This is a genomic window from Lysinibacillus sp. UBA6686 (genome assembly GCF_002455205.1).
GTDB lineage: Bacteria > Bacillota > Bacilli > Bacillales_A > Planococcaceae > Lysinibacillus > Lysinibacillus pakistanensis.
The window spans coordinates 16,081-43,080 of sequence record NZ_DKJS01000045.1 but is presented as its reverse complement, the minus strand read 5'-3'; the positions used below and the strand labels follow the sequence as shown (position 1 = coordinate 43,080).

24 protein-coding genes are annotated in these 27,000 nt (G+C 37.5%); all 24 read right to left on the bottom strand.

Going from position 1 to position 27,000, the window contains the following annotated elements:
• Positions 1-5 precede the first annotated feature (5 nt).
• Entirely contained in the window at positions 6-2,165 is a 2,160-nt protein-coding gene (locus B2R82_RS11550) for an EAL domain-containing protein (protein ID WP_286924997.1), read from the bottom strand.
• A gap of 287 nt (positions 2,166-2,452) precedes the next feature.
• Positions 2,453-3,694 (bottom strand): serine hydroxymethyltransferase, encoded by a 1,242-nt coding sequence (gene glyA, locus B2R82_RS11545; RefSeq protein ID WP_286924996.1) that lies wholly within the window; start codon positions 3,692-3,694, stop codon positions 2,453-2,455.
• A 61-nt stretch (positions 3,695-3,755) separates the two neighbouring features.
• The gene (locus tag B2R82_RS11540) at positions 3,756-4,298 is read right to left on the bottom strand and encodes a TIGR01440 family protein (protein ID WP_283870725.1); all 543 of its coding nucleotides are present in this window, start codon (positions 4,296-4,298) and stop codon (positions 3,756-3,758) included.
• Between the two features lie 80 nt (positions 4,299-4,378).
• Entirely contained in the window at positions 4,379-4,816 is a 438-nt protein-coding gene (gene rpiB / locus B2R82_RS11535) for a ribose 5-phosphate isomerase B (RefSeq protein WP_286924995.1), read from the bottom strand.
• A 463-nt stretch (positions 4,817-5,279) separates the two neighbouring features.
• Complete coding sequence (locus B2R82_RS11530) at positions 5,280-6,563, bottom strand: methyl-accepting chemotaxis protein (RefSeq protein WP_286924994.1); 1,284 nt, start codon at positions 6,561-6,563, stop codon at positions 5,280-5,282.
• Between the two features lie 8 nt (positions 6,564-6,571).
• A complete protein-coding gene (locus tag B2R82_RS11525) occupies positions 6,572-7,012 on the bottom strand; it encodes a low molecular weight protein arginine phosphatase (protein ID WP_286924993.1) in 441 nt (146 codons plus the stop codon).
• Between the two features lie 26 nt (positions 7,013-7,038).
• Positions 7,039-7,536, bottom strand: a complete 498-nt coding sequence (locus B2R82_RS11520) for a manganese efflux pump MntP family protein (RefSeq protein ID WP_286924992.1) — start codon at positions 7,534-7,536, stop codon at positions 7,039-7,041.
• 168 nt (positions 7,537-7,704) lie between these two features.
• On the bottom strand, positions 7,705-8,739 hold the full coding sequence (locus B2R82_RS11515; RefSeq protein WP_286924991.1) for an L-threonylcarbamoyladenylate synthase: 1,035 nt from the start codon (positions 8,737-8,739) through the stop codon (positions 7,705-7,707).
• Positions 8,740-8,839: 100 nt separating this feature from the next.
• Entirely contained in the window at positions 8,840-9,421 is a 582-nt protein-coding gene (locus B2R82_RS11510) for a stage II sporulation protein R (RefSeq protein WP_286924990.1), read from the bottom strand.
• A gap of 44 nt (positions 9,422-9,465) precedes the next feature.
• Positions 9,466-10,326, bottom strand: coding sequence for a peptide chain release factor N(5)-glutamine methyltransferase (gene prmC, locus B2R82_RS11505; protein ID WP_286924988.1), 861 nt, complete (start codon positions 10,324-10,326; stop codon positions 9,466-9,468).
• Positions 10,313-11,389: a peptide chain release factor 1 gene (gene prfA, locus B2R82_RS11500; RefSeq protein ID WP_286924987.1), complete on the bottom strand. Its 1,077-nt coding sequence runs from the start codon at positions 11,387-11,389 to the stop codon at positions 10,313-10,315. Before prfA ends, prmC begins: the two co-directional genes overlap by 14 nt.
• 426 nt (positions 11,390-11,815) lie before the next feature.
• Positions 11,816-12,388, bottom strand: a complete 573-nt coding sequence (locus tag B2R82_RS11495) for a thymidine kinase (protein WP_286924986.1) — start codon at positions 12,386-12,388, stop codon at positions 11,816-11,818.
• Positions 12,389-12,508: 120 nt separating this feature from the next.
• Positions 12,509-12,712, bottom strand: coding sequence for a 50S ribosomal protein L31 (gene rpmE / locus B2R82_RS11490; RefSeq protein WP_004269457.1), 204 nt, complete (start codon positions 12,710-12,712; stop codon positions 12,509-12,511).
• A gap of 170 nt (positions 12,713-12,882) precedes the next feature.
• A complete protein-coding gene (locus tag B2R82_RS11485) occupies positions 12,883-13,932 on the bottom strand; it encodes an NAD(P)/FAD-dependent oxidoreductase (protein WP_286925098.1) in 1,050 nt (349 codons plus the stop codon).
• Positions 13,933-13,978: 46 nt separating this feature from the next.
• Positions 13,979-15,016: a FecCD family ABC transporter permease gene (locus B2R82_RS11480; protein WP_286924983.1), complete on the bottom strand. Its 1,038-nt coding sequence runs from the start codon at positions 15,014-15,016 to the stop codon at positions 13,979-13,981.
• Positions 15,013-16,068, bottom strand: a complete 1,056-nt coding sequence (locus B2R82_RS11475; RefSeq protein ID WP_286924982.1) for a FecCD family ABC transporter permease — start codon at positions 16,066-16,068, stop codon at positions 15,013-15,015. The genes B2R82_RS11480 and B2R82_RS11475 overlap by 4 nt, the downstream gene beginning before the upstream one ends.
• 238 nt (positions 16,069-16,306) lie before the next feature.
• Entirely contained in the window at positions 16,307-17,101 is a 795-nt protein-coding gene (locus B2R82_RS11470) for an ABC transporter ATP-binding protein (RefSeq protein WP_286924980.1), read from the bottom strand.
• A 92-nt stretch (positions 17,102-17,193) separates the two neighbouring features.
• On the bottom strand, positions 17,194-18,918 hold the full coding sequence (locus tag B2R82_RS11465) for an ABC transporter ATP-binding protein (protein WP_286924979.1): 1,725 nt from the start codon (positions 18,916-18,918) through the stop codon (positions 17,194-17,196).
• Between the two features lie 200 nt (positions 18,919-19,118).
• Positions 19,119-20,999 carry an AraC family transcriptional regulator gene (locus B2R82_RS11460; RefSeq protein WP_286924978.1) on the bottom strand — a complete coding sequence of 627 codons (1,881 nt, stop codon included), beginning with the start codon at positions 20,997-20,999 and terminating at the stop codon, positions 19,119-19,121.
• 188 nt (positions 21,000-21,187) lie between these two features.
• A complete protein-coding gene (gene rho / locus B2R82_RS11455; protein ID WP_283870713.1) occupies positions 21,188-22,471 on the bottom strand; it encodes a transcription termination factor Rho in 1,284 nt (427 codons plus the stop codon).
• Between the two features lie 257 nt (positions 22,472-22,728).
• A complete protein-coding gene (gene glpX / locus B2R82_RS11450; protein WP_286924977.1) occupies positions 22,729-23,688 on the bottom strand; it encodes a class II fructose-bisphosphatase in 960 nt (319 codons plus the stop codon).
• Positions 23,689-23,783: 95 nt separating this feature from the next.
• A complete protein-coding gene (locus tag B2R82_RS11445; protein ID WP_286924976.1) occupies positions 23,784-25,070 on the bottom strand; it encodes a UDP-N-acetylglucosamine 1-carboxyvinyltransferase in 1,287 nt (428 codons plus the stop codon).
• A 60-nt stretch (positions 25,071-25,130) separates the two neighbouring features.
• Positions 25,131-25,781 (bottom strand): fructose-6-phosphate aldolase, encoded by a 651-nt coding sequence (fsa, locus tag B2R82_RS11440; protein WP_283870710.1) that lies wholly within the window; start codon positions 25,779-25,781, stop codon positions 25,131-25,133.
• 184 nt (positions 25,782-25,965) lie between these two features.
• A complete protein-coding gene (locus tag B2R82_RS11435; protein WP_054770253.1) occupies positions 25,966-26,820 on the bottom strand; it encodes a class II fructose-bisphosphate aldolase in 855 nt (284 codons plus the stop codon).
• Positions 26,821-27,000 lie beyond the last annotated feature (180 nt).

The following is a 27,000-nucleotide window of genomic DNA, read 5'->3' as shown; positions in this document are numbered from 1 at the left end:
AGCGATTATTCATCTAGTATTTTATCTAATTGCTCAATAGGCATAGGTTTGTAATAAAAATAGCCTTGTCCCACAGTACAACCAAGTGCACGTAATATTTCAACCTGCTCCTCGTTTTCAATACCTTCAGCCACTGAAGTCATTCCTAGATTTAATGCTAATTGTATAATAGAACGGACAATTGCAAGCGTAGCAGCATCATTAATAGCATTGATAAAACTTCGATCAATTTTTAATTCTGTAAACGGGAGCCTTTGTAAATAGCTTAGTGATGAAAATCCTGTTCCAAAATCATCTACTGATGTTTTAAACCCGTAGCTCTTCAACTCCTGAATGATGGTGAAGGCTGATTGAAAATCGACCAAGCCAATATTTTCAGTCACCTCTAATATGATATATTCTGGATCAATATCAAATTTTCGAACTAAATTCACAATATCTTGAACAAAGTGAACATAATAAAAATGATCTGGCGAAATATTTACTGCAACCCTTACTAAATTTTTACCCATTTTCTTGCGTTCGGCTAACCATGAAAGAACAATCTCTAATATTTGAACATCAATTTCTCGCACTTTCCCCGCACTTTCTGCAACAGGAATGAAAACTGCTGGTGACACAAAACCAAGCTTTGGAGAAATCCAGCGGGCAAGCGCTTCAATACTTTGGATTTCCCCGGTACGTAAATCAACCTTTGGCTGTAAGTTAACAGAAATCTCCTTGTTTTTTAATGCCTGTGACAAATGATTTAACACCGTCATTTGCTGTTCAAGGACATCATTTCTTTCCTGCGTGAAAATTTCCATATGGGTACCTGGTTTATTAGCTGCAAAGGATAAGGCATTGTCTGCAAAGCGAATTGCATCAGCAATTTTTATATCATCATTATAAAAAGCAATGCCTGTTTTCAATGTAATAAAAATGTGCTTTCCACCAATGATAAAAGGCTGACGAATAATTTCTTTAATACGTTTCTCGTAATTTTGAAAAGTAGCTTGGGATGTCACACTTAAAAGAATCAAACTAGAGCTTGTGAATCTAGCAATATATTCATTATACTCATCTTTTTCTTCATTTAGTCGTTTAGCAATTTGTCTTAATAGCTCATCTCCTGCTTCTCGACCATATAGCTCAACTATTTGATGAAATTCACTAGGTTTTAAGATTTTAATATAACCACATTGACCACGCTCTTTATCTTTCTCTACCTTATTCAAGAAGCTGTGTCGATTAGGTAGCCCAGTAGTAATATCCATATAGGCCAAATCCCATATCATTTTTTGTGTTTTTGCATAAGAATATGCTAACGCCACCAATGAACCAATTTTACTAAACATGTTTTCAAAAAACTCTTTGTCATTAGGATAAGGCTTTAAAAATATTGCAAACAACCCTATTGATTGCTGTTGCTGATTTCGTATCGGTACAAACCATCCAGCTGTCTTTTTAGAGGCATTGGCAAAGTTTTTATGTTCTAATGGAATATCAATATCATCCAAATTTGTAATAAAAATAGATTTTCCCTCTTGTATAACTTGGTCATAAAAATTTTTACTTTCACAGCGTTCAGACATCCCTTTTACTTTACTCTTCCCTGTAAAAACTTGAAATTGATTTGACTCTGCTTTAACTAGTACCATACTTACAATATTCGGCATAAAAAATTCATCTAAGCCACTACAAATAATGCTCATCTTTTTATCAAATGGATTATCCTTTTCGATTGCTTCATACATAGCTTTTTCAAGGCGCATTAAAAAATCTTCAGTGTGGTAATACGTAACGTCCTTTACAAGTAATAGTACATATAATGTTTCATTTTTACTATTTTGAAATGGCAGCGCTTGTATTTCAGCCCAAAAAGGAGGTTTGTCCAAGCATTTATGATGTAATTTTGCTTGTACCATGACCCCACTATGTATTTTCTGCTTAATCATTTCAATAGTTGCCTTCTGCTCCTCATTTAATAGCAATGAAAAGTAATCACTTTCTACAATTTGTGTATGTGTAGTATTTGTTAGCGCACAAAAAGAATCATTACATTCCAATATTTTATGATTATTTTTTACGTCAAAAATAACGTAGCTTTCTTTTGAATTATCCCCTAATTTACGAATTGTGTTTAATAACATTTCATTTTGTATGTCCATCGATTTAGTAACCATCCAACCCCTCCCGTCTCGATCACTTCTTCTTTCTTACATTGTACATAAAAATTCAATAAATTGTCACTTTTATAAAAAAATCTTCTTTATTAGGACAGTATCTGTCCTCGACCCACTATACTATATCTTTTTCTAATCAGTTTATGTAAATTAATTCAAAAATAAGAGGATTTTATTTTTTTGTTAGAAAAAAAGATACTTCTTACAGTTTTAGCCTTATTTTACAAAACAAAAGAGGCTATGTTTAAAGTGACCTATTGCACTTTAAACACAACCCCGATTAATAATTATGCGTATAAAGGATGTTTGTCTGTTAGAGCTTTAACGCGGGCTTTTGCCTCAGCTTTCACAGCTTCATCCTCTGGATTTTTTAGAACTGCTGCAATAATTGCGCCAACTTCTTTCATATCTTCCTCTTTGAAACCACGCGATGTAACTGCAGGTGTGCCAATACGGATACCAGAAGTAACAAATGGAGATTCTGTATCATAAGGGATTGTATTTTTATTTGTTGTAATCCCTACTTCGTCTAGTGCATGCTCTGCTACTTTACCTGTTAAGCCAAGAGACTTCACATTAAGAAGCAATAGATGGTTATCTGTACCACCAGATACAATTTCAACGCCCTCAGCCACTAATACTTCACCTAATACTTTGGCATTCGCTTTAATTTGTTTTGCGTATTCTTTAAACTCTGGCTGTAACGCTTCGCCGAATGCTACTGCTTTTGCAGCGATAACGTGCATTAAAGGACCGCCTTGAATACCTGGGAATACAGATTTGTTTAGCTTTTGCTCCCATTCTTTCGAAGCAAGGATTAATCCACCACGCGGACCACGTAATGTTTTATGTGTTGTGGATGTCACAAAATCAGCATATGGCACTGGTGATTGATGTTCTCCAGCAGCTACTAGGCCAGCGATATGTGCCATATCAACCATAAAGTATGCTCCTACCTCATCTGCGATTTCACGGAACTTAGAAAAATCGATTTCACGTGGGTAAGCGGATGCACCTGCAACAATCAATTTTGGTTTATGCTCTAACGCTTTTTGACGTACATCTTCATAATCAATTACTTGAGTATCTTTTGTTACACCATATTCTACGAAATTATAGAGAATACCTGAGAAGTTTACTGGAGATCCATGTGTTAAGTGACCGCCATGAGAAAGGTTCATACCAAGAACTGTATCACCTGGCTCTAAAATTGTATGGTAAACTGCCATGTTAGCTTGTGCACCAGAATGCGGTTGCACGTTTGCATATTCCGCACCAAAGATTTCTTTTACACGGTCACGTGCAATATCCTCTACCACGTCTACATGTTCACAGCCACCATAATAACGTTTACCTGGATAACCCTCAGCATATTTATTTGTTAAAACAGAGCCCTGTGCTTCCATTACAGCTTCAGAAACAAAGTTCTCTGATGCGATTAACTCAATATTTGCTTGTTGACGTTTTTTTTCTGCAAGGATCCCCTCTAAAACTGCTTTGTCTTGTACTGCTAATTTTTCGTATGCCATGTTTGAAAAGCCTCCTAGTATGATTATTATTTATATTTACCCCTTTAAAAGAAAGGTAATATTATTTATATACTGCACGTTCTCCACCAATTAGCTTTGGACGTGTTGTAGCAATAGTTACAACTGCTTCTCCCACCATCCGAACCGATGTACGAACTGGGACAGCTACTGCCTTTAAATGCATGCCAATTAATGTTTGGCCTATATCAATTCCTGCACTAGCCTTCACTGTTTCAACAACAACTGGATTGTCAAATTGTGTATAGGCATACGCAGACATTGAGCCACCTGCTGTTCGAACAGGAACTACAGATACGGGTTCATAGCCAAAACGGTCTGCAATTGTTGCCTCCATTGTAATAGCGCGATTTATATGTTCACAGCCTTGGAATGCAAGATACAGCTGATGTTTCTTTGCAAATGCTTGAAGAGGCTCGAATATCGCCTCAGCAATTTCAAGCGCACCCGCTGTGCCAATTTTCTGACCAATCACCTCAGATGTCGAGCAGCCTACGACAAAAATAGTATTTGGTCGTAAGGTTACCTGCTCTTCAAATTCACTGAGCAACTGAGTCAAATGTGTCCGTATTTGTTGTGTAACCACTATGCCTCAGCTCCTTTATATATCTAATTAGAAACCACACACGAACAAGAAATAATCATGTGTGTAATAATTAGCTTTCATTATTGTTCAAGTTCGGTAATTTTTTCAATGCGACGAACATGACGTCCACCCTCAAATTCTGTTCCAAGCCATGTTTGGACAATTTCACGAGCAAGACCAGGTCCGATTACGCGTTCTCCCATAGCCAAAACATTTGAGTCATTATGACAACGAGTTGCCTTTGCGCTAAATACATCATGCACTAAAGCACAACGAATTCCCTTCACTTTATTTGCAGCAATGGACATACCAATACCTGTGCCACAAATTAAAATACCTTTATCAAATTCCCCGCTAGCAACACCTTCAGAAACTGGTTTTGCATAATCAGGATAGTCTACTGAATCCGCAGATTGTGGACCAAAATCTTCGTAGCTAATATTTAGCTCATCTAACAGGTGCATAATCTCACGACGTAAGTTATTGCCTCCGTGATCAGAAGAAATTGCTATTCTCACTGGGTTCCCTCATTTCGAATTTATAGTCAACACTAGTGTACCACTTCTATCTCAAGAATAACATGATTTTTCTTGCATTTTTATGCTGATTTCTCCCGAAAGACGAACATTTCTTGTAAACTAATATAAGATCATTCACTTTTAAAGTTAATTTTTTAAAGATAAATAGAATTTTATTCTTCTAAATTCGGATAACAGTCATTTGTTGTAATATTCTATCTTCTATAGTTTTTTCACCTTTTTAATTACAGTGGACATCCTTTATCAGTACATCAAATGTGAACACTGTATTGAGAAGCCTCTCGGTTTAATGTTCTCTTCGCCACTTTTAGTAATTTATCCAGTGCTTTCGAGGTTCTATCCGTCATTTTAAAGAATCTATCCTTTACTTTTGCTGTTCTATCCATCAATAAAAAAACTGTAGCAAACTCGATTCATCCGAGTTGAACTACAGTCAAAAATCTTATGCTTGTCTATCAAATTGTTGAATCATTTTATGCAGCTCTTCCGATTGCTTCTTTAATCCCTGTGCTAATTGCTCCACCTGTTCCATAGCATAAGCTTGTTCTTCTGCTGCTCCGCGTACTTCTTCGGCACCCGCTGATGTTTCTTGTGCAATAGCAGCAACTTCTTGAGATTGGCGAGCAGTTGTTTCAATATTGTGCATTTGTTGTTCTATTAATGAAGATATTTCTACAATCGCTGTCGCCATTTCGTGTACGCTCGAAGACATTCCCTCTACAGCCGTAGTTGTTTCTGACACACGGGCAGCTTCCTTCGTTGCAAAAGCTACTTGTTGATTCATTTGTCTAACAACAATCTCCACATTTTGTTGCATGGATTGTATTAAGCTTGTAATGCCTTGTACCGCTTTGGCGCTTTCATCAGCCAAACCACGAACCTCTTCAGCAACAACAGCAAATCCCTTACCATGCTCACCGGCACGAGCTGCCTCAATGGAAGCATTTAATGCTAGTAAATTTGTCTGTGCTGCAATATCTCCTACTAAACTAATGATACGCTCCACTTGTCCAGCATTATCCTCTAATGCACGAATGCTCTCCAATGCTTCATTGTTACCAGTAGCGATTTGTTGAATACTATTAACTAATGTTTCAATAGCCATTGTTGTGTTCGTGAGATTATGTAAAATCTCTTTCGTTTGGGTTGCCGATGCTTCGGCTCTACTATTTACTTCTGTGGCAAGTGCCCGTACATCTTCAATAGCTTCAGCTGTATCTTGTACTGCTATAGCAGAGGCCTCTGCTCCAGTAGAAATATGCTTTACTGTAGAAGCAATACCTTCTGCTTTTTTCGTAGCAATAGCTGCCTCATCCGATAATTGAATAATCGATTGATTTGTTTGCTGGAAATTATGGTCTATACTTTCAACCATTTGTCGTAAGTTTAATACCATTTGCTGGAATGCCTCTGCAACAGAACGAATCTCATCATTTGTTTTCGGCAACTCTACATCTTGTCCTATCTTTCCTTCTGCGACACGTGATGCTGATAATTCTAGCTGCTGTAGTGGTTTGATTAAGACTCCGCAGAATCCCCAAGCTAAAATGCCTGACCACACTATACCTAATAGATAAGTAACTATTTCAAACAGTTTACGATTAATCTCTGGAAAGAAGGTAGGTTGTAAAAATTCGATAAATATAAAGCTAATGCTGTAGGTGATTAGTGCAAGAATACCGACAAATAATGCTAGTTTAAGTCGTAAGCCAAACTGTTTTTTCATAGCGACCCTCAATTCTTTTCAAGTTTTTTTACTAATCGTTCTACCAATTCTTTTAATTCTGCAAATGTTGCTTCATATATTTCTTTATTCCCACCATAAGGATCTACAACATTTTCCACACTACCTTCAATTATATATTCTTTAAAAGTAAAAACCTTGTGTTCTGTATTTGGATATTGAGCAATGATTGTATCTTTATGAGCTGTTGTCATTGTTAAAATTAAATCTGCCCATTCTATTTCAGAAATAGATAGTTGTGTAGCTGAATGTTGATGTCTCATATTCGCTTCATTGACTACTTGTTGCGCATGTGCGGACATTTCAGCATAGGGCATTGCAAAAATACCCGCTGATTGAACTTCAACATTAGCCAGCTGTTGATGTTTTAAAATAGCCTCTGCCATTGGACTGCGACAAGTATTCCCAGTACAAACAAATAGTATTTTCACACTTATCACCTTCCAATCTCTTTTTTCTATTGTTGAATAGCTAAAATACTCATTATAATAAAAATAATACCTGCAATCATTTGAATTTTACTACCTAATAACAACTGACTTTTATTAGCAATGACCAAAGACCCATAAGAGCAAATTAGGGCACTTGCACCTGCACTGACAATAAATATTGTTTCTTCTAAGTTTAGCATACCAAAAGAGACACTTACTGAAAAGGTATCTAGGCTTGCAGTCACAGCTAAAAGTACCGGTGAAATTGTTACTTTTTCATTTTTTTGTGAGAACAGGAGCAAATGCATTCCAATCCCGAATAATAAAATACTTGAAACCCATTGTCCCCATTCTAACAGGAAATGAGTTAAATAGCTTCCTAATTCAAAGCCTAGTAACGGGAAAAGCATATGCAAAGCAGCCGTCCACACTGATAAAAAGAACTTATATCGGACATTCGGAATTAAGACATATAGACCTATTACATCAATAGACGTTAAGATACCTGCAAGTATGACCTGCAAGAAAGCACTCCTTCTTCACTAATATTTTATCATTTTATGCTCGAAAATACATTATTATCATCGTTATTCAATAGACATTTCCTTGTCTAAAGATATGTTTTTTACTATTCTTCTTCATAAAAAATAAGCATGCCAGTAATAATAACTAGTATGCTTATTCATTCATTTTTATGGTGTATACCATTTCCCACCAGCAGCCTTTTCTAATCGATTCATAATGGCGGCACCCATTCCTTCAGATGATGTAGTAGTTGCTAATATAATGGTAGCCGTTGTTTTATCGCATGCTCTTAATGCATGGTATAATGTAGCACCCATCTCTTCTTTCCGATGTGCCACTCCAATTGAGAAATAAAAATCTGCCTTTATATCCCTAAAATTATCAGGAGCAAGTAGTGCTACCTTTTGCTGTTGTGCTTGTAATTGTTGTACAGCCTTCTTAACTTTTTCTACATCACAGTCTATTAATAACACAGGGGCATTCGGGGCATAATGTGTATATTTCATACCAGGCGCTTTTGGTGTTGATACTAAGTTTTGCTCATTTTTGGTTGGCTGAATAACAGGTCCAATCTCAAACTCTAGCATTTCCTTTGTAATTCCACCTGGACGTAAAATAACCGGTGGCTCATGTGTTACATCCAATACTGTGGATTCTAGTCCAATTCCTGTAGAACCACCATCTAATATATAAGGTATGTACCCACCCAAATCATCCTGAACATGTACTGCTTCCGTAGGACTTGGCTTTCCACTACGATTAGCGCTAGGTGCAGCGAGTGGTTTTTTTAATTGTTGAAGTAACGCGAGCGCAACTGGATGATCTGGCATACGAATGCCCACTGTGTCAAGCCCAGCTGTCACACTTTTTGCCAATATATTTGGCTTTACTTGCATAACAAGTGTCAGTGGACCAGGCCAGAATAGCTCCATACATATTTTGGCTACTTCCGGAATATGTTTAATATAAAGCCCAACTTCCTCTTTCGTACCGATGTGGACGATTAATGGATTATCTGATGGGCGACCTTTTGCTTCAAATATTTTTTTAACTGCCTCGTCATTTGTTGCAACTGCACCCAAGCCATAAACCGTTTCAGTTGGAAAAGCTACCACTTCTCCTGCATTTAAGATATCCACAGCCTGTGCATAATTTAACTGATTATTCACATTACTGTCCACAACTTTGTAAACGGTTTCCATGATTAAAACCTTCCTTCAATTATCATTTTCATTGAATTATCCACATATTGTTAATAACTTTATAAAAATTGTGTATAAGTTATCTGAATTTGTGCACAATTCATTCAAAAAAACCCTTTATCCATTCCCAAATAAAAAATGTAACCTCTTCCTTTTCTTCTTCTGGCTCTTCGTTCTTGTCTGGTTCACAAATTGATGGAAATATGCTACACCACCAGTTATCACCACGCGCATTACCAATCTTTACAACAATTGAATGATACATGCTTTGTGGATAAAGAACAGCATTCTGTCTCTTAGGTGGAAATAAATGATCCCCAAGCTGAACCTGTGTATCAAGCTGTGGATAATTTTCGTTTATTTGTGTTTCAATTTCCCGCTTTAATAACTGTATTTGCTCATTATCCACAATTGTAGCAGCAGATACTTGCATAAAATATGGCTTTAAATCTTTAACAAGAAGCTCCTTTTCAAGCTGATCCTGTGCTGTATTACTATTTGCAATTACTCTTATACGAAAATCTTGTTCTTGTTGTTGACTCATATTTTCCTTAGCCAATCCTACTAATGAAGGAATATATAAAATACATAGTTGTAAAGCAATGGCTATTAATACTAGTCTAGCAAAAGCTAGTAAGATATTCTGTTTTGGTAATCTTATAATCTTGTATTCATTTAACATAAAAATCCCTCCTTGCTCAACATTGTTGGCAAGAAGGAGATACTTTATACATGTATTTCACAAAAAATCATTCGAGGCCTACCATTAATATCTTTTTCTATCGAAATTATAGACTGTGGAAAACTATTTTTAAAGAACTTTGCAACCTGCTCTCCCTGTGTATAACCAATCTCTAGTCCAATAAGTGCGGGTTTATTCACAATGGCTGGCAGCTGTTCAGCCAACTTTCTATATAAAATAAGTCCCTCTTCCTCCGCAAAAAGCGCACTATGTGGTTCATGTTCAAGCACAATGCTCGACATCTCCTTTGCTTCATTAAAGGCAATATAAGGAGGGTTGGATAAAATGATATCGAATCGCTCGCCTACAAGTGGTGCCGTTAAATCGCCCAGTCTGAAATCAATAGTAGCTGCTAAATTTTCTGCATTCTTTTGGGCAGTCATTAGCGCCTTCTTGGATAAATCAGTAGCTACAACTGAAAGCTCTGGACATTCTAGCTTCATAGAAATAGCAATTGCTCCACTCCCTGTTCCAATATCAGCTAGCTTTAATGTTTGCTTATTAAACAGTTTGTCTAAGCGATTAATTGTTCCAAGTACTAACTCCTCTGTTTCAGGTCTAGGAATTAACACTGACTCATCCACAATAAATGAACGACCATAAAATTCCTCACTACCCACACAATACTGTACAGGGCGACCACTCGCATGCTCCTCAATAAGCTCCTTAAATTTCATTTGTTGTTCTATCGTTAGCATATCCTGAAGATGCAGCATTACTCCTGAGTAGCTAATCCCTAATATATGCTGCATAACAATACGTGCAGCAGTTTCCTCCCGACCATTATCCACTAAAAAAGAAGAAGCCCATGCAAGGGCCTCCATCACATTTTTATAAATCATCATTTAAACGCTCTAACTTTGATGCTTGCTCCTCTAAAATAAGGGCATCAATAATTTCGTCAAGTCTACCTTCGACGATTTGATCTAGCTTTTGAATCGTTAATCCAATACGGTGGTCTGTTACACGGTTTTGTGGATAATTGTAAGTACGAATACGCTCAGAGCGATCTCCTGAACCTACAGCTGATTTACGTGTGGCATCGATTTCCTTTTGTGCTTCTTGCATATACATATCAGCAACACGAGCACGAAGAATCTTCATTGCCTTTTCACGGTTTTTGATTTGGGAACGCTCATCCTGCATCGATACTACAACACCTGTTGGTAAATGGGTCATACGAACGGCAGACATCGTTGTATTAACAGATTGACCACCCGCACCAGAAGATGCGAATGTATCTACACGAATATCTTTTTCATGAATTTCAACATCTACTTCTTCTACCTCAGGTAAACATGCTACTGTTGCAGTTGATGTATGGATACGGCCCTGAGATTCTGTAGCAGGAACTCGTTGTACACGGTGCGCGCCATTTTCAAATTTGAATTTAGAATAGGCACCTTGTCCATTAATCATAAAGATCACTTCTTTATAACCGCCCATTGGGTTTGGAGTAGCCTCCATAATATCAATTTTCCAGCCCTGTGTCTCTGCATAGCGAGAATACATACGGAATAAATCTCCCGCAAAAATATTTGCCTCATCCCCACCTGCTGCACCACGAATTTCCATAATAACGTTTTTATTATCGTTCGGGTCTTTTGGAATTAGTAAAATACGTAAACGTTCTTCAAATTCTTCCTGCTGTGCTTTTAATAGATTAAATTCCTCTTTCACCATTTCATGCATATCAGGATCTTTTTCGCTGTCTAGCATTTCACGAGCATCAGCTAATTGCTCTTTTACATTTTTATATTCACGATAAGTATCTACAGTTTCCTGGATATCTGATTGCTCTTTGGAATATTCTCGTAATTTTTTACTATCATTCACAATATCAGGATCACTTAAAAGCTCTGTTAGCCTTTCATAACGATCCTCCACTGCCTGCAATCGATCAAACATGAATTTCACCTCTATTTAGTTTTTTAAGAAGTTTCTTCTTTTCTCAAGTCAAAAAGAAACTTAGCGTAATTACCATTCTTTATCTTGTTTAGCAAAAATAGCTCTTCAGCATAACTTGTGGTTGACTTCCGCTCCGCCAGTGTGCTTTCCAGGGGGCGTCCGATGAGCCGCTTCACTCGCGCTGTGATCTGACCCCAAAAACTGTGCGACAGCAACAGATTTTTTGTCCCCCGATAGCAAAGCGTCAGGTTCAGAATACTTACACACATCTGTATGTTGTGAGCTGAATGCGAGTTCCCTATTCAGCGATGGTCAGCTCGAAAAAATCCGGGCACAATTATACTGGGACGTAATTGATTTCCACTACTTAGTATAAGGAAATTTTCACATGTACGCTACTTTTTCTTAGCTCTACGCTTGATTGTGTTATAGTGGTGGATGCGCGTGACATTTTCTGCAAACGGGATAGTAGGAATCATTACCACCAATTTGAATTTGATCACCTGTATACACAGGCTTTCCACTTTCATCAACACGTAAATTCATCGTTGCCTTTTTATGGCAGAACCAGCAAATGGTCTTCATTTCTTCAATTTTATCTGCATATGTAAGCATGTACTGACTGCCTTCAAATAACTCATTTTGAAAATCATTTTTCAAACCAAAGCCCATAACAGGTATATCCAATTCATCCACAATATTTGCTAGCTGTAAAACATGTGCCTTTTTTAAAAATTGTACTTCATCAACAAGAACACAGTATGGTTTAACTGCATTTTTTTCCACGAGATTAAATATATTTGTATCATCATAAACAGGTATAGCTTCTTGACGTAAGCCTACTCTACTTGAAACAAAGCCTACTTCATCTCGTGTATCTAAGCCTGATGTAAATATCATGACAGGTTTTTGTTGTTCTTCATAGTTATGTGCAACTTTCAAAATTTCAATGGATTTTCCACTATTCATCGCGCCATGCTTAAAATATAGCTGTGCCATGTTGTCTTCTCCCTTTCTACTTGTCGATCTGGATTGTTGAAAAGACTTGCATCAACGTGTTCATTCATATACTGAAAAAAATACCTGCCAAGCACATGCTTGGCAGGTATTAAACTAACATTAGTTTTTAAGACCGTATTTTTTGTTGAAACGATCCACGCGACCATCAGCAGACGCGAATTTTTGACGGCCAGTATAGAATGGGTGACATTCGTTGCAGAACTCGACAACGATGTTTTCTTTTACTGAACCAGTTTTGAAAGTGTTCCCACAAGAGCAAGTTACTGTTGCTTCTTTGTAGTCTGGATGAATTCCTTGTTTCATATTCGTTTTCTCCTCTCGCCCTGAACCATCTGGAACAGAGTATTATCGAACTGTACCTTACATAGCCCGAATATGAGTGAAACCATCAGCTATATATGTACACGTTGCATACTTTTGAAGTATAGCATATTCTTTTAAATTTTTTCAAGTAAAAAATGTATCTTATCTCATTATCCTTGTACTTCCCGATAATCATTATCTACTAAACCTATTTTTTTATTACGTTCTTTAAAACGAATATTGTGAGATGAAACATACGCTACTTTTGGTGCATCTGGTTCTAAATACAATTTAGCGCTATTTAACGCTAATATACCATCCGTAAATGCACCTGCTATATATCGAACCTTACTAGGATGATCTACAAAATCGCCTGCTCCATAAATCCCTTCAATGTTCGTTTCACGTTTTTCATTGACAATTGCAACGCCATCCTCAATGTTTAATCCCCATTTTTCAAGTGCACCATAATCACATTTTAAGCCATGATTCACAATGATCGCATCTAATTCAATACGTTCAATTACGCTAGTTTCCTTATTTTCTATTGAAACAGATTGTATTAATTCACCATCCCCATGTAGCTGAACTATTTCATAGGGTGTTTTTAAACATACTGAGGATTTCCTCATTTTTAAGACACTTTTTTCATGTCCGCCAAATTCATCTCGTCGATGAACAACTGTTACACTAGCAGCAATTGACTCTAATTCATTTGCCCAGTCCACAGCAGAATTACCGCCGCCAGAAATTAAAACATGCTTATCGCGGAATATTTCTAATTCCTGCACAGTATAATGCAAGTTCGTTACTTCATATTTATCAGCACCCTCTATTTCAAGCTTTTGCATCGAAAGGACACCATACCCAACAGCCAAAATAACTGTTTTCGAATAATGCTTTTCACCTGTGGTTGACGTCAAAATAAATGTACCATCACTTTGCTTTTCTAATTGCTCGACTTTCTGATTGAACACAATTGTTGGATCAAACGTTTTCGCCTGCTCGATTAAATGCTCGATTAGCTGACCGCCTAAAATTGGTGGCACCCCACCGACGTCCCATATCATTTTCTCAGGATAGATTAACATACGACCCCCAAGCTGAGAGCTATATTCAATAATTTTCGTCTTTAAATCCCGCATTCCACTATAAAAAGCCGTATAGAGCCCCGCTGGACCACCACCAACAATCGTCACATCATACAGTTCTTCCTTCATTTTTCTATATTCCTCCATTCAATCTACTCTTATGTTTTTTTATTATTTATTGTTTTAATCGAGCTAATAAGTATAGGAAATATGGGGCTCCTAAAACAGCAACAACTATCCCAGCAGGTATTTCAGAAGGCTCTAGTAAGGAACGACCAATGGTATCTGCCATCAGTACAAGTAAACCACCAACTAATGCTGAAGCAGGAAGTAAAATTTGATGTTTTGCTCCTACTAGTTGCCGTGCTAAATGTGGAGCAATTAGTCCAACGAAGCCAATTCCTCCGCTGACTGAAACACTTGCTCCTGCTAAACCGACAGATGCTGCTAATAGCCAGCGACGTTCTTTTTCAATCGAAGCACCTAAACCAACTGCCGTTAACTCACCTAAATTCAAGACATTTAATACACGTGATTTTGAATAAACAAAAGGAAGCAGTACTACAATCCATGGCAATAATGCTAAAACAAATTTCCAATTCGAGCCCCAAATACTACCTGCAAGCCAAGTTGCCACAAATTGATAATTTTCAGGTGAAAGGCGGAGCGTTAGCACAATCATTGCTGAACTAATCCCGGCTGCTACAGCAATCCCGGTAAGAAGCAAGCGCATCGGTGTGATACCCTCATGACGTTTATAGGAAAGTGCATAAATAAGAATTGCAGTCATACCCGATCCAATAAAGGCTAATACTGGGAGCAGGAAAACAGGAGCTGCTGCTGTAGCCGGAAAGAAGGAAATAAATAACATTACCATAAGACCAGCACCGGCATTGATACCAAGAATACCAGGATCCGCCAAAGCATTCCTTGAAATCCCTTGTAAAATAGCACCAGAGATTGCTAGTCCCATCCCTACTAACACAGCAACTATGATACGTGGAAGCCTAAATTCAAATAAAATAAGCTGCTGCTGCGCGTCGCCCTGACCAAATAAAGTACTTAGAACCTCCATAGGTGTTAGTTTAATAACCCCTGTATTCATACTAATAATAAAAGTAATAATAATTAATATCGTTAAGATGCTTAAAATGAAAAGATTCTTTTTCCTCGTCTTTTGCTGACTAGCTGTTAAATAACTATAATGACTCATAGCTCTTTTCCTCCTTTACGTGCTAAGTATAGGAAGAATGGTACGCCTATAAAGGCAATTAATGCCCCAATCGGTGATTCATATGGAGGATTGATGATACGGGCAATAAAATCAGCCAGTACAACAAGTAGTGCACCATACACTACTGAACAGGAAATAATCCAACGATAATCATGTCCTACTATGTATCTTGTTAAATGCGGAACAATTAGTCCTACAAAGCCAACTGCACCGACAACAGAAACAGCCGCACCCGCTAAAACAAGCACGATAATCATACCCCATACCTTAATGATACCTGTTCGCTGTCCCAAGCCGATTGCAATTTCCTCTCCTAAACTTAATAACGTAATTGAACGTGACAGAATTAGTGCCCCAATCATAGCTGCAAGTATCCAAGGTCCCATGATTTGTAGATGACTCCACTTAGTCCCTGAAACCCCACCTGCATACCAAAAGGCTAAATCTTGTCCAATACGAAAATAAAGAGCAATTCCTTCACCTAATGCCCCTAAAAGTGCACTTACTGCAGCCCCTGCAAGTACTAGTCTCATCGGTGTTAAGCCACCTTTAGCTATGGAGCCGACTCCATAAACAATAGCTACCCCTAATCCTGCACCTAAAAATGACCACATAATGATATACATATATGATAGACCTGGAAAAAATGCAAAGCAGACTGCAAGCATAAATGCTGCCCCAGCGTTTAACCCTAACAAACCTGAATCCGCTAATGGGTTGCGAGTCATTCCTTGCATAATAGCACCAGATACTGCAAAGCACGCACCTACTAATGCAGCACCTAATACTCGCGGCAAGCGTATCTCATGAATAATCTGATGTTCAGTTAAATCAGATGAAAAATTAAAGACTGCCTTCCATACAGTACTTAGCGAAATATCTGCCGCCCCAAAAGAGATTGATAAAGCTATTGCAAATACTAGTCCAACAAGTCCTACAACAAGTGCCACTACAGCACGTATTGGATGAGAACGTTTTTGTAGCTCCTCTAATTTTTCGAGTCCTTCTAGTCCTTCTGCTGACGTAGCCATGTGTTTCCTCCTTATCAATTACGCCCCAGCGTAATGGCGTCCGGATTTTTTCGAGCTCGCTCGAAAAGCTCCTCTTCAAAATCCGTTGACATCCGCCGGGGGCTTTATCTTGATTCAGCGGGTGTTTGTACGCCCGCTAAATAGAAAAAATGCATTTATCTCGCCACCTATAGAGGTGGGAGTATTCTGCTGAATCAAGATAAATCCTACTATTTCTTCCTACTGGAATTATTGACCACTACTTTTCCCTTCCATATAATTGGTAAGATAAACAAATCGGATTCTCGCTAAAAGGACAAGTAGCCATTTCTGCATCGATACTAAATACCTTTTGTAGATTTTCTTTAGTCATGACCTCATCAGGGCTTCCATTTACAATTAATTGTCCATTTCTCATCGCAATCATAAAATGAGAAAAACGGGAAGCGTGGTTTAAATCGTGTAAGACCATCACAATTGTACGTCCCTCTTCTTTATTCAGCTTTTGTAATAACAGCAGAATATCAAGTTGATGGGCTAAATCTAAATAAGTAGTAGGCTCATCCAATACTAGGATATCTGTCCCTTGTGCCAATGCCATGGCAATCCAAACACGCTGACGCTGTCCTCCAGACAAGGCTTCAATAGGACGATCACTAAATTCACGTAAACCAGTAACATCTATTGCCCAATGAATATATTCATAATCCTCTTTGCGTAGAGTGCCAAAACCTGTTTGATGTGGGAAACGACCATAGGATATTAATTCAAAAACAGTTAAACCTCCTGGTGCTGTTGCTGTTTGAGGCAATATCGCCATTCTTTTCGCAACCTCCTTAGTTTTTAACTGATGGATTGCCTTCCCATCCAAATAAACTGCACCGCTTTGCGTTCTTAGCATACGTGCCACAGCCTTTAATAAAGTAGATTTCCCACATCCATTTGGACCTATAATTGTTGAAATTTGCCCTTTTGGAATTTCTACACTTAAATCATCTACAATTAAAGTAGAAGAATAACCAATAGCAATATGTTCTATTTCAAGGACTGCCATATAAAAATTTCTCTCCTTTAGGTATGAAGTTATAAATTCAAAGCATACAGTTTTTTCATAATGATAGATAAGTCATTTCTTCAATTTGAATTCTATATTTGTAGACCGAATTGTGCTGTATACAGTCCATAGTATGCTTTTTTGCTATTCATCAATTCATCGTGCGGGCCTTCTTCAATAATGCCCTTCTTCGACACAACAACAATACGATCAGCATCCTTAATGGTTGCTAAACGATGGGCTATTACTAGGGTTGTACGTCCTACTGAAAGCTCGTTTAATGCTTGTTGGATTGCTTGCTCTGTTTCTGTATCCAAGGCTGATGTCGCCTCATCTAAAATCAATATTTTAGGATTTTTTAAGAAAATCCTTGCAATTGATAATCTTTGTTTCTGTCCACCTGATAATTTCACACCACGCTCACCTATCAATGTATCCATTCCTTCTGGTAAAGCTTTGATAACATCTTCTAGTTGTGCTCGTCGCGCTGCATACCATATGTCTTCTTCACTTGCATTTAAATCACCATAAGCAATGTTTTCTCTTATTGTGCCATCAAATAAAAATACATCCTGTTGTACAATCCCAATATGAGAGCGTAGAGAGTGAAGCTTGAAATCTCTTATATCTATTCCATCAACTGTAATAGACCCTTCATTCACCTCATAAAAACGTGGCAGCAAACTACATATTGTTGATTTCCCAGCGCCTGATGGTCCAACAAGTGCAACCGTTTCGCCAGGACGAACCTTTAAATTAATTTGGTTTAAAGCTCTCTTGTCCTCGGTATAGCCAAAAGATACATTGTTAAATGTAATTTCCCCTTCAATGCCCTTAATTGCCTTCGCTTGTGGACGATCAGCAATTTCAGGCTCTGTTTCAAGAAAATCAACATAGCGCTTAAAGCCTGCCATGCCTTTAGGATAGCTTTCAATAAACATATTAATTTTATTAATAGGGCCTAATAGAATATTAGATAATAAGATAAATGCGATAAATTCACCATTTGTTAAATAACCATTTAACACAAAATACGCACCAATGAATAATGTAAACAATGATAAAACCTTCGTTAAAATTCCTGAGATAGCTTCATTCCAAGCCATCACTTTATAAGAAAATAGCTTCGTCATGCGGAATCTTTCATTATTTACCTTAAAGCGATTAATTTCATGCTCTTCATTTGTAAAGGCTTGTACAACACGAATACCGCTAACATTATTTTCAACCCGTGCATTAAAGTCAGCAATATCCCCAAACATTTGACGAAATGCCTTTGACATAAGCTTTCCAAAAATAATCGTTAGGATTAAAATAATTGGCACAAGCAGGAATATAAGAATTGTAAAGGTTGGATCAATATAAAACATAACGCCAAACGTCCCAATAATTGTCATAATAGCAATGAATATATCTTCTGGTCCGTGATGGGCTAGCTCTCCGATATCCATTAAATCATTTGTTAGACGTGAAACAAGATGCCCTGTTTTGTTATTATCAAAATATCGGAATGACAGCTTCTGTACATGGCTGAAAGCTTCCTTTCGCATGTCAGTTTCAATATTAATGCCTAACATATGCCCCCAATAAGAAACAATAAAGTGCAGAATAGAGTTTAAAATATAGAGCCCAAATAGCAATGAGCTTGCCATTATAATCCACTTTAATTCTCCATCTGGAAGAACATCATCGATTACCTTGTTTAGCACAATTGGAAAAGCCAATTCTATGAGCGCCACCAAAATTGCGCAGGAAAAGTCCAGTATAAATAATCCCTTGTAAGGTTTGTAATAAGAAAAGAAACGCTGTAATAACATGGATGCATCCTCCTATTTTTAATGTCCGCAAGCTCTAAAGAATCAATGATTAAAGATAATTGTAACTCAAATGATAATGATTATCAATTTCATTAGTTATGAAATCTAGTAAATAAGCTACCTGATTACAACAGGTAGCTTACCTCCCTAATTTTTTGTCAGCTTCGCAATGAGTATCCTTACAAGGAATCCCCTAATGATTATTTTGCTAGTGTAAATTCTATAATTTTGTCAGCTAAATCTTCAGCTTGATGTAATCCAGAAAGTGGATCAGAGGCAAAATAAAATTCTGATGCTAACTGAAGCGTCTTCCTTTTCTTTACAACATCTAGATTGGTCCAGGTTGATGGAAACTCTCCTTCTTTATTGAAGAAATTTATCACAAAAACATAATCCCCAACATAGTCTCCCACGACTTCATAGGGAATTTCATAACGCCCAAGACTAGGATCTTTTGTATCGAAAAGATTTTGCACCATTTCCTGAGGTTTTACACCAAGAATTTGATATAACGCCCTTCCACCCAACACGCTTTTATTCCCCACAACTGTAGCTTTCTTTGCGAATAAATCAAATATAGTAAATGTGGAATCTTCTGATACAACAGCATTTACTTTCTCTTGTGCCTTGGCTATCCGACTCTCGAAATCGTTGATAAAGGCATCCGCTTCCTGCTGTCTTCCTAAATATTCCCCCATTGCCTTAATTTCATCTGTAGCTGTTTTATAGGCTGTATCAGAGAATACAATAGTTGGTGCAATTTTTTCATACTTCCCTACATCTTCTGGATTCCACGTAACAATTAAATCAGGCTTTAATTTTGCCGTTTTTTCTATCGACACATTACCATCTGTTCCAACATTTAAAATATCTTTATTTTTGTAATATGGTTTCAAGAATGCTGCAAAGTCTAAATTTGCTGTTACAGCTCCTACTGGTACTACATCTAACGCTAGAATTTGACCAAGGTACCAGTCTGTTACAATACGTTCTGCTTTCATGGGTATAACTACCTCACGTCCACTATCATCTATGACCGTTTTTGTCATCGCTTCATTTGTTGTAAGTCTACGGGTATGGTGTTTACTTTCTCCACCATATGCCGAAAGTAAAACCAATAATTTAAGTAAAAAAGGTAGCTTTAGATGTTGGATTCTATTTGTTATCATTTCTTCATTTTTGAATCGATTTGCTTGCGCTAGCTGATTCTCATTGTATTGAAAACTGTTCTCAATTGTAATGGTGATTTCGGACATATCGGATGGATAATTCAGCCTGTAATTACTTGGAGCCATATTCGTCACTTTTTTAAAGGCTCGACTAAAATAGTATTCATCCTCAAATCCCAATGAAACAGCGATTTCTTTAATACTAAATTGATTGGCAAGAAGATATTTTTTTGCGTGTTCTATTCTCAATTGCTGTAAGTAAACTTGTGGACCAATTTCAAAACGAGCCTTAAAAATTCGTAATAAATGCCGTGTACTAATGTTGAGTAAATCCGCAAGTTTTTGAATGGATAAAGATTCATTAATGTGTTGCTCAATATATAGGCGGGCTACTTCAGCTTTATCAATTTCGTGAGGCTCTCCATATCCCTCCACAAGTTCTTGAAAAACACGATAAATAAGCTCATAAAAAGAAGCCTTTACTGATAAATGCTCTTGAATAGAACCGGACTGCCATTTGATATACATATCTTGCAGCAAAGAATGAATAGCGATAGGATTTGCTGATATACATGAAAAAGACGTTTGGAATGGTTGATATTGCATCTGTAAGTGCTGCATAAATGCATCTGTGTAAACAATATCCCCTCTATAGTAGATGAGATAATAACTCAATTTATCTTGAGCTGTAATATGTAAGGATTGCGATTTTCCAATATGAAAAATAGTAAAGCGCTGTACAAAATAAGGTTGATCATCAATCATTATTTCTGCAGCACCTTCAGTAATTATTAATAATGTGCTATATTTCATTACTTTCGTCATTCGTACAGGAGTATTCTGTACATAGTCAATTTGCTTTAACTTGATATATGCATTTTGCCATAGCAGCATATAGGCCTCATAATTCATATCTCTCTCCTCAAATTCAGAATTATATGCTATCATTATATTGATAACGATTATCAATTTCAATACATATATCATACATCATGATTCCTGACTAATTGCAAAAAAAAATCACCATCAACTATTTTTTAGTTAATGATGATTTTATATTTAAACTAATGGTATAACTAACAATCTATGAAGGTTTCCCTTTATAGCAACCCTTTACCTTTAGTAGCCTTTTTCATATCTTCGTTTAATTTTTCAAAGAATTCTTCATTTGATTTGGTTGTTCGTAATTTCTTTAAAAAACGCTCTGCAAAATCAGGTGCGTCTGAGAATGTTTTACGAATTGCCCATAGTTTTTCAAGCTGCTCAGGCTCAAGAAGAAGCTCCTCTTTTCGTGTACCTGAACGACGTATATCTAACGCAGGGAAAATGCGTCGCTCTGCTAATTGACGATCTAAATGAAGCTCTAGATTGCCTGTCCCTTTAAATTCCTCGTAGATTACTTCATCCATTCGCGATCCAGTATCCACTAAAGCTGTTGCTAAAATCGTTAAACTGCCGCCTTCTTCAATATTACGCGCGGAACCAAAGAAGCGTTTTGGTCTATGGAAGGCAGCAGGATCAATCCCCCCTGATAACGTACGACCACTTGGCGGAATAACTAAGTTATAAGCTCGGGCTAAACGAGTAATAGAGTCCATTAAAATAATTACATCACGTTTATGTTCAACTAAACGACGTGCTCGTTCTAATACTATTTCTGCAACTTTCACATGATTTTCAGGAACCTCATCAAAAGTAGAGCTTACGACATCTGCATTCACAGAACGTTCAATATCTGTCACTTCCTCAGGACGTTCATCAATAAGTAAAACAATTAACTCAGCCTCTGGATAATTGGTTGTAATGGCATTGGCTATTTCTTTTAATAATGATGTTTTCCCTGCTTTTGGTGGTGCAACGATTAATCCACGCTGACCAAAGCCTACTGGTGCTACTAAATCCATAATACGCGTCGATAAATTACGTTGTGTTGTCTCAAGCTTAATTTGTCGATCTGGATATAATGGTGTGAGAGCAGGGAAATGCACACGTTCTTTTGCTACTTCAGGATCTTCACCATTCACCGCATCCACTTGTAATAGCCCGTAATAGCGTTCATTTTCTTTAGGTGGACGTACCTTACCCGACACCTTGTCCCCATTACGTAGGTCAAAGCGGCGAATTTGTGATGCCGAAATATAAATATCCTCTTTACTAGGAGAGTAGTTAATTGGTCGAAGGAAGCCAAAGCCTTCTTGCGAAACAATTTCAAGTACGCCTTCCATAAAGAAGTAGCCCTCTTGCTCTGAACGCGTTTTCAAAATAGCAAATATCAATTCCTTTTTCGTTAGCTTGCTATAATATGAAATTTTATATTGGCGTGCAAGGGCGTAAAGCTCTTTTAACGTCATGTTTTCTAATTGAGCGATTGTCAATGCAGACATATGCACAACTCCAGTCTTTTTCAAAATATAATACTTTAATGGGGTTATCATGGAAGTTATTTTTACGAAAGGCTTTGTTTTCAAGTTATTATTTTCCATAGCTATCAGCGTTTTTTACTAAAATCAAAACTACGGATATTACTTCAATTGTAAAACAATGAAGCATAACATAGCCTTATGAAACTAAGGGATGGTTTAAAATTTAGAAGAAGGTACCTAGCGCAAAAGATGCACTAGGTATATTTTAGAAGAAATCTTTATTTATAGCTAGGTTTTTTATCAAGTGCGTGACGACCTTCTACAAAACGCACAGTTCCCGATTTAGCTCGCATAACAACTGAATGCGTTAAAGCGTAGGCACCTTTATATTGAACACCCTTTAACAGCTCACAATCTGTTACTGCTGTTGCTGCAAAAATAGCATCATCGCCTTTAACTAGGTCATCTAAGTATAGCACTTTTTCTACGTCAACACCCATTTTTTTGCAACGTTCTAACTGTTCTTCGTCCTCTGGTACTAGCTTCGCTTGGAAGTCTCCGCCTAGACATTTTAATGCTACAGCCGCAATAACACCCTCAGGGGCACCGCCTGTACCAAACATAATATCAATACCAGTTTCATCAAAAGCAGTATTAATTGCAGCGCCAACATCACCATCTTGAATAAATTTAATACGTGCACCAGCTTCTCGAATCTCATCTACTATTGCTTGGTGGCGTGGTCGATCTAAAAGTGTAGCTACCACGTCTGAAATATCTTTATTTTTAGCTTTAGCTACTTGTAATAAATTATAAGTAACAGAAGCGTTAATATCGACTTTACCCGCTGCTTCTGGTCCTACAGCAATTTTCTCCATATACATATCTGGTGCATTTAACAAATTACCTTTATCAGCAATCGCCAGTACTGTCATAGCACCATTTGTACCTTTTGCCACAATATTTGTCCCTTCTAATGGGTCGACCGCAATATCTACTTGAGGACCTCCATTACGTAAGCCAAGTTCCTCACCAATATAAAGCATTGGTGCTTCGTCCATTTCGCCTTCACCTATTACTACTGTAGCATGCATTGGAATTGTATCGAACATGGAGCGCATCGCAGTTGTTGCTGCATCATCTGCCTCAATTTTCAAACCGCGACCCATCCATTTACCAGATGCTATTGCTGCTGCCTCTGTTACTCGTACTACTTCCATCGATAAACTACGTTCCATGATTGTTTTGCCTCCCGTTATCGGCATCGATCTTTCGCCGAAACATTCAAATTATCTCTATTGTAACATATTTGGTTCGAAACTTTTAGCTCTCATTATTCCTTTGTTTCTGCTACGCGTGCTACATTTGTTTCACGTCGAATATCAGCGCCTAAATCACGTAATTTTTCAATAAGTGAGCTATAACCACGTTCAATATGATAGATCTCTTGAATTTCCGTTTCACCTTCAGCTAAAAGACCCGCTAATACGAGCGCAGCACCTGCTCGAAGATCTGTGGCAGTTACAGTTGAGCCATGTAATTTACTAGGACCTGTAATAATAGCTGTATTTCCCTCTACACGGGCATTGGCATTCATACGTCGAAGTTCATCGATATGCTTAAATCGAGCTGTATAGATTGTATCTGTCACCTTTGAAGAGCCGAACGCCTGAGACATTAAAACAGCAAGTGGCTGCTGAATATCTGTTGGGAATCCAGGATACACTAATGTTTTTACATCAACAGCATGTAACGTATTGAGGTCAGTTTTAGGGACAAAAATACTTTCCTCTCCGATATCAATCTTGACACCCATTTCACGTAGCTTGGCAATGATTGCCTCTAAATGCAATGGAATCACATTATCAATAGTAATGCCCTCACCAACTGCTGCGGCCATAATCATAAAAGTAGCTGCTTCAATTCGATCTGGAATAATTGTATGTTCCGTACCATGAAGCTCCTCAACACCATCAATCCGAATAACACTTGTACCTGCGCCTTTAATATTAGCACCCATATTCGTTAGCAGTGTCGCCACATCAATAATTTCAGGTTCTTTTGCTGCATTTTCAATAACTGTACGCCCTTTTGCAAGGACAGCGGCCAGCATAATATTTATCGTAGCACCAACACTTGCAACATCTAGATAAATTTTTGCGCCAATTAATTCTTCTGCACGTAAATAAATAGCTCCATGCTCATTTGTAATCCTTGCTCCTAATGCCTCAAAACCTTTTATATGTTGGTCTATAGGGCGTGGTCCTAAGAAGCAACCACCAGGTAAACCAATAACAGCCTTTTTAAAGCGTCCAAGCATCGCTCCCATTAAATAATAAGAAGCACGAAGCTTTTTCACATTGCCATTTGGTAATGGAAGGGCGATCATATCAGTTGGATCAATGGTCATTTTACCATCCTCAAATGTAACTTCCCCACCAATTTCCTCTAATAAAGCCTTTAATGTCCATGCATCTGAAATTTCTGGTATCCCTCCAATTGTCACTGGAGAGTTCGCCAAAATTGATGCTGGAATTAAGGCGACTGCACTATTTTTTGCACCACTAACTTTAATTGTACCTTTTAGACGATTTTCGCCTGTAATTTTATAAACATCCATTTTGCGTTCTCCCTCATGATTGGAAAGTAATTTTTGCGGTTTGCTCACTCTATAATCTTATTATTCGCCTTTTCTCTTATTCCAATCCGCTAAAAATCCTTCAATTCCTTTTTCCGTTAATGGATGGTTAAAAAGTTGCTTTAATACTTTATAAGGAGTAGTGGAAATATGTGCACCTGCAAGTGCTGCTGCTGTTACATGCTGAGGATGACGAACAGATGCAGCAATAATTTGTGTTTCGATATTGTGAATAGTGAATATATCTGCAATTGTTTCAATTAGTTCTACACCATTTTGTCCAATATCATCAAGGCGACCGATGAATGGTGATACATATGTAGCACCTGCACGAGCAGCCATTAATGCTTGATTTGCACTAAAAATTAAGGTTACGTTCGTTTTAATACCTTTATCAGCAAAATAGCGACACGCTTCTAATCCAGCGGGCGTCATTGGTAGTTTAACTGTTATGTTTGGAGCAATAGCAGCCAATTCTAATCCTTCTTTGATCATACCTTCTGCATCTAGTGCAATGACTTCCCCACTTACCGAGCCATCTACAAGCTCTGCAATTTCACGAAGACGATCATGGAAAGAAACATTCTCTTCTTTAGCTACTAATGACGGATTTGTTGTAACACCAGATAAAATCCCCCATGCATGTGCTTCTTTAATCTCTTCAAAGTTTGCTGTATCAATGAAAAATTTCATAATTATTTCCTCCTGGGCTCGATATCAAAATGTATTGATTTATATTGTTTTATCGGAGCCATATAATTGAATTTTTACCAAAATACCATTATTTCAAAAACAAGAGAAGGTCGATAGTTGCATCAACACTTCTCTTATATTATGTGTATTCATCTATGCTTTTGTAACATATTAGATGCAAAAATTATGCTTTTTTTGCACTGCCAAATTCACGGATCTTTCCAATAACCGTTGCTTTAATCGCTTCACGAGCTGGCCCAAGGAATTTACGAGGGTCATAAACAACTTTATCGTTATCAAGAATTTCACGGATTACTTTTGTTGCAGCAATTTGATTTTCAGTATTGACGTTAATTTTTGCTGTACCTAATGAAATGGAGCGTTGAATATCTTTTGTAGGGATACCTGTACCTCCATGTAAAACTAATGGAAGGTCAGCTAATTTCGAGATTTCTTCCATTTCCTTAAAGCCTAAGTTTGGTTCACCTTTGTAAGGACCATGCACAGAGCCAAGTGCTGGTGCTAGACAATCGATATCAGTTAATTCAACCATCTTGCGGCATTCCTCTGGATCAGCATACATGATACCACCGATGACACCATCCTCATCACCACCAACTGTTCCAAGCTCTGCTTCAACAGAAACTCCTTTTGAATGTGCATATTCAACCACTTTTGAAGTAATCTCAATATTTTCTTCAAATGGATGATGAGAAGCATCGATCATAACAGAAGTAAAGCCAGCATCAATAGCTTCCTTACACTTTTCAAAGCTTGAACCATGGTCTAGGTGAATTGCTACAGGAACTGTTGTACCATAAGATTCCATTAATCCCTTTACCATGTGAACAACTGAGATAAATCCACCCATATATTTACCTGCGCCTTCAGAAACACCTAGAATAACTGGAGATTTTTCTTCTTCTGCTGCTTGTAAAATTGCTTGAGTCCACTCAAGGTTGTTGATGTTGAATTGACCAACCGCATAACCTTCTGCTTTTGCTTTAATTAACATCTCTTTCATAGATACTAATGCCATACTAAAAATCCTCCTCTTAGGACTATTCTTTCTACATAAATATGCTATTTAATCATAGCAAAAACAAAGTAACCTGAAAAGCATTTCAGGTTACTTTGTTTTCTGCACGAAAGCGAAGCGGCAGTGCCACCGTAGTGCAGTGCAACGCAACGAAGGTCTGCCCCTGAAAAGCAGGGGCTT

What these genes read in the sequence shown, in the direction of transcription:
- B2R82_RS11550 (WP_286924997.1), bottom strand. Translation starts at nt 2,165, where the DNA reads ATGGTTACTAAATCGATGGACATACAAAATGAAATGTTATTAAACACA.
- B2R82_RS11510 (WP_286924990.1), bottom strand. Translation starts at nt 9,421, where the DNA reads ATGTTAAATGAATACAAGATTATAAGATTACCAAAACAGAATATCTTA.
- B2R82_RS11465 (WP_286924979.1), bottom strand. Translation starts at nt 18,918, where the DNA reads ATGTTATTACAGCGTTTCTTTTCTTATTACAAACCTTACAAGGGATTA.
- B2R82_RS11515 (WP_286924991.1), bottom strand. Translation starts at nt 8,739, where the DNA reads ATGGAAACCGTTTACAAAGTTGTGGACAGTAATGTGAATAATCAGTTA.
- glpX (WP_286924977.1), bottom strand. Translation starts at nt 23,688, where the DNA reads ATGGAACGTAGTTTATCGATGGAAGTAGTACGAGTAACAGAGGCAGCA.
- fsa (WP_283870710.1), bottom strand. Translation starts at nt 25,781, where the DNA reads ATGAAATTTTTCATTGATACAGCAAACTTTGAAGAGATTAAAGAAGCA.
- B2R82_RS11460 (WP_286924978.1), bottom strand. Translation starts at nt 20,999, where the DNA reads ATGAATTATGAGGCCTATATGCTGCTATGGCAAAATGCATATATCAAG.
- glyA (WP_286924996.1), bottom strand. Translation starts at nt 3,694, where the DNA reads ATGGCATACGAAAAATTAGCAGTACAAGACAAAGCAGTTTTAGAGGGG.
- B2R82_RS11495 (WP_286924986.1), bottom strand. Translation starts at nt 12,388, where the DNA reads ATGGCACAGCTATATTTTAAGCATGGCGCGATGAATAGTGGAAAATCC.
- rpmE (WP_004269457.1), bottom strand. Translation starts at nt 12,712, where the DNA reads ATGAAACAAGGAATTCATCCAGACTACAAAGAAGCAACAGTAACTTGC.
- B2R82_RS11485 (WP_286925098.1), bottom strand. Translation starts at nt 13,932, where the DNA reads ATGAAGGAAGAACTGTATGATGTGACGATTGTTGGTGGTGGTCCAGCG.
- prfA (WP_286924987.1), bottom strand. Translation starts at nt 11,389, where the DNA reads ATGTTTGATCGATTGCAGGCAGTGGAGGATCGTTATGAAAGGCTAACA.
- B2R82_RS11480 (WP_286924983.1), bottom strand. Translation starts at nt 15,016, where the DNA reads ATGAGTCATTATAGTTATTTAACAGCTAGTCAGCAAAAGACGAGGAAA.
- B2R82_RS11435 (WP_054770253.1), bottom strand. Translation starts at nt 26,820, where the DNA reads ATGGCATTAGTATCTATGAAAGAGATGTTAATTAAAGCAAAAGCAGAA.
- prmC (WP_286924988.1), bottom strand. Translation starts at nt 10,326, where the DNA reads ATGATGATTTATAAAAATGTGATGGAGGCCCTTGCATGGGCTTCTTCT.
- B2R82_RS11475 (WP_286924982.1), bottom strand. Translation starts at nt 16,068, where the DNA reads ATGGCTACGTCAGCAGAAGGACTAGAAGGACTCGAAAAATTAGAGGAG.
- rho (WP_283870713.1), bottom strand. Translation starts at nt 22,471, where the DNA reads ATGTCTGCATTGACAATCGCTCAATTAGAAAACATGACGTTAAAAGAG.
- B2R82_RS11445 (WP_286924976.1), bottom strand. Translation starts at nt 25,070, where the DNA reads ATGGATGTTTATAAAATTACAGGCGAAAATCGTCTAAAAGGTACAATT.
- B2R82_RS11470 (WP_286924980.1), bottom strand. Translation starts at nt 17,101, where the DNA reads ATGGCAGTCCTTGAAATAGAACATATTGCTATTGGTTATTCTTCTACT.
- B2R82_RS11530 (WP_286924994.1), bottom strand. Translation starts at nt 6,563, where the DNA reads ATGAAAAAACAGTTTGGCTTACGACTTAAACTAGCATTATTTGTCGGT.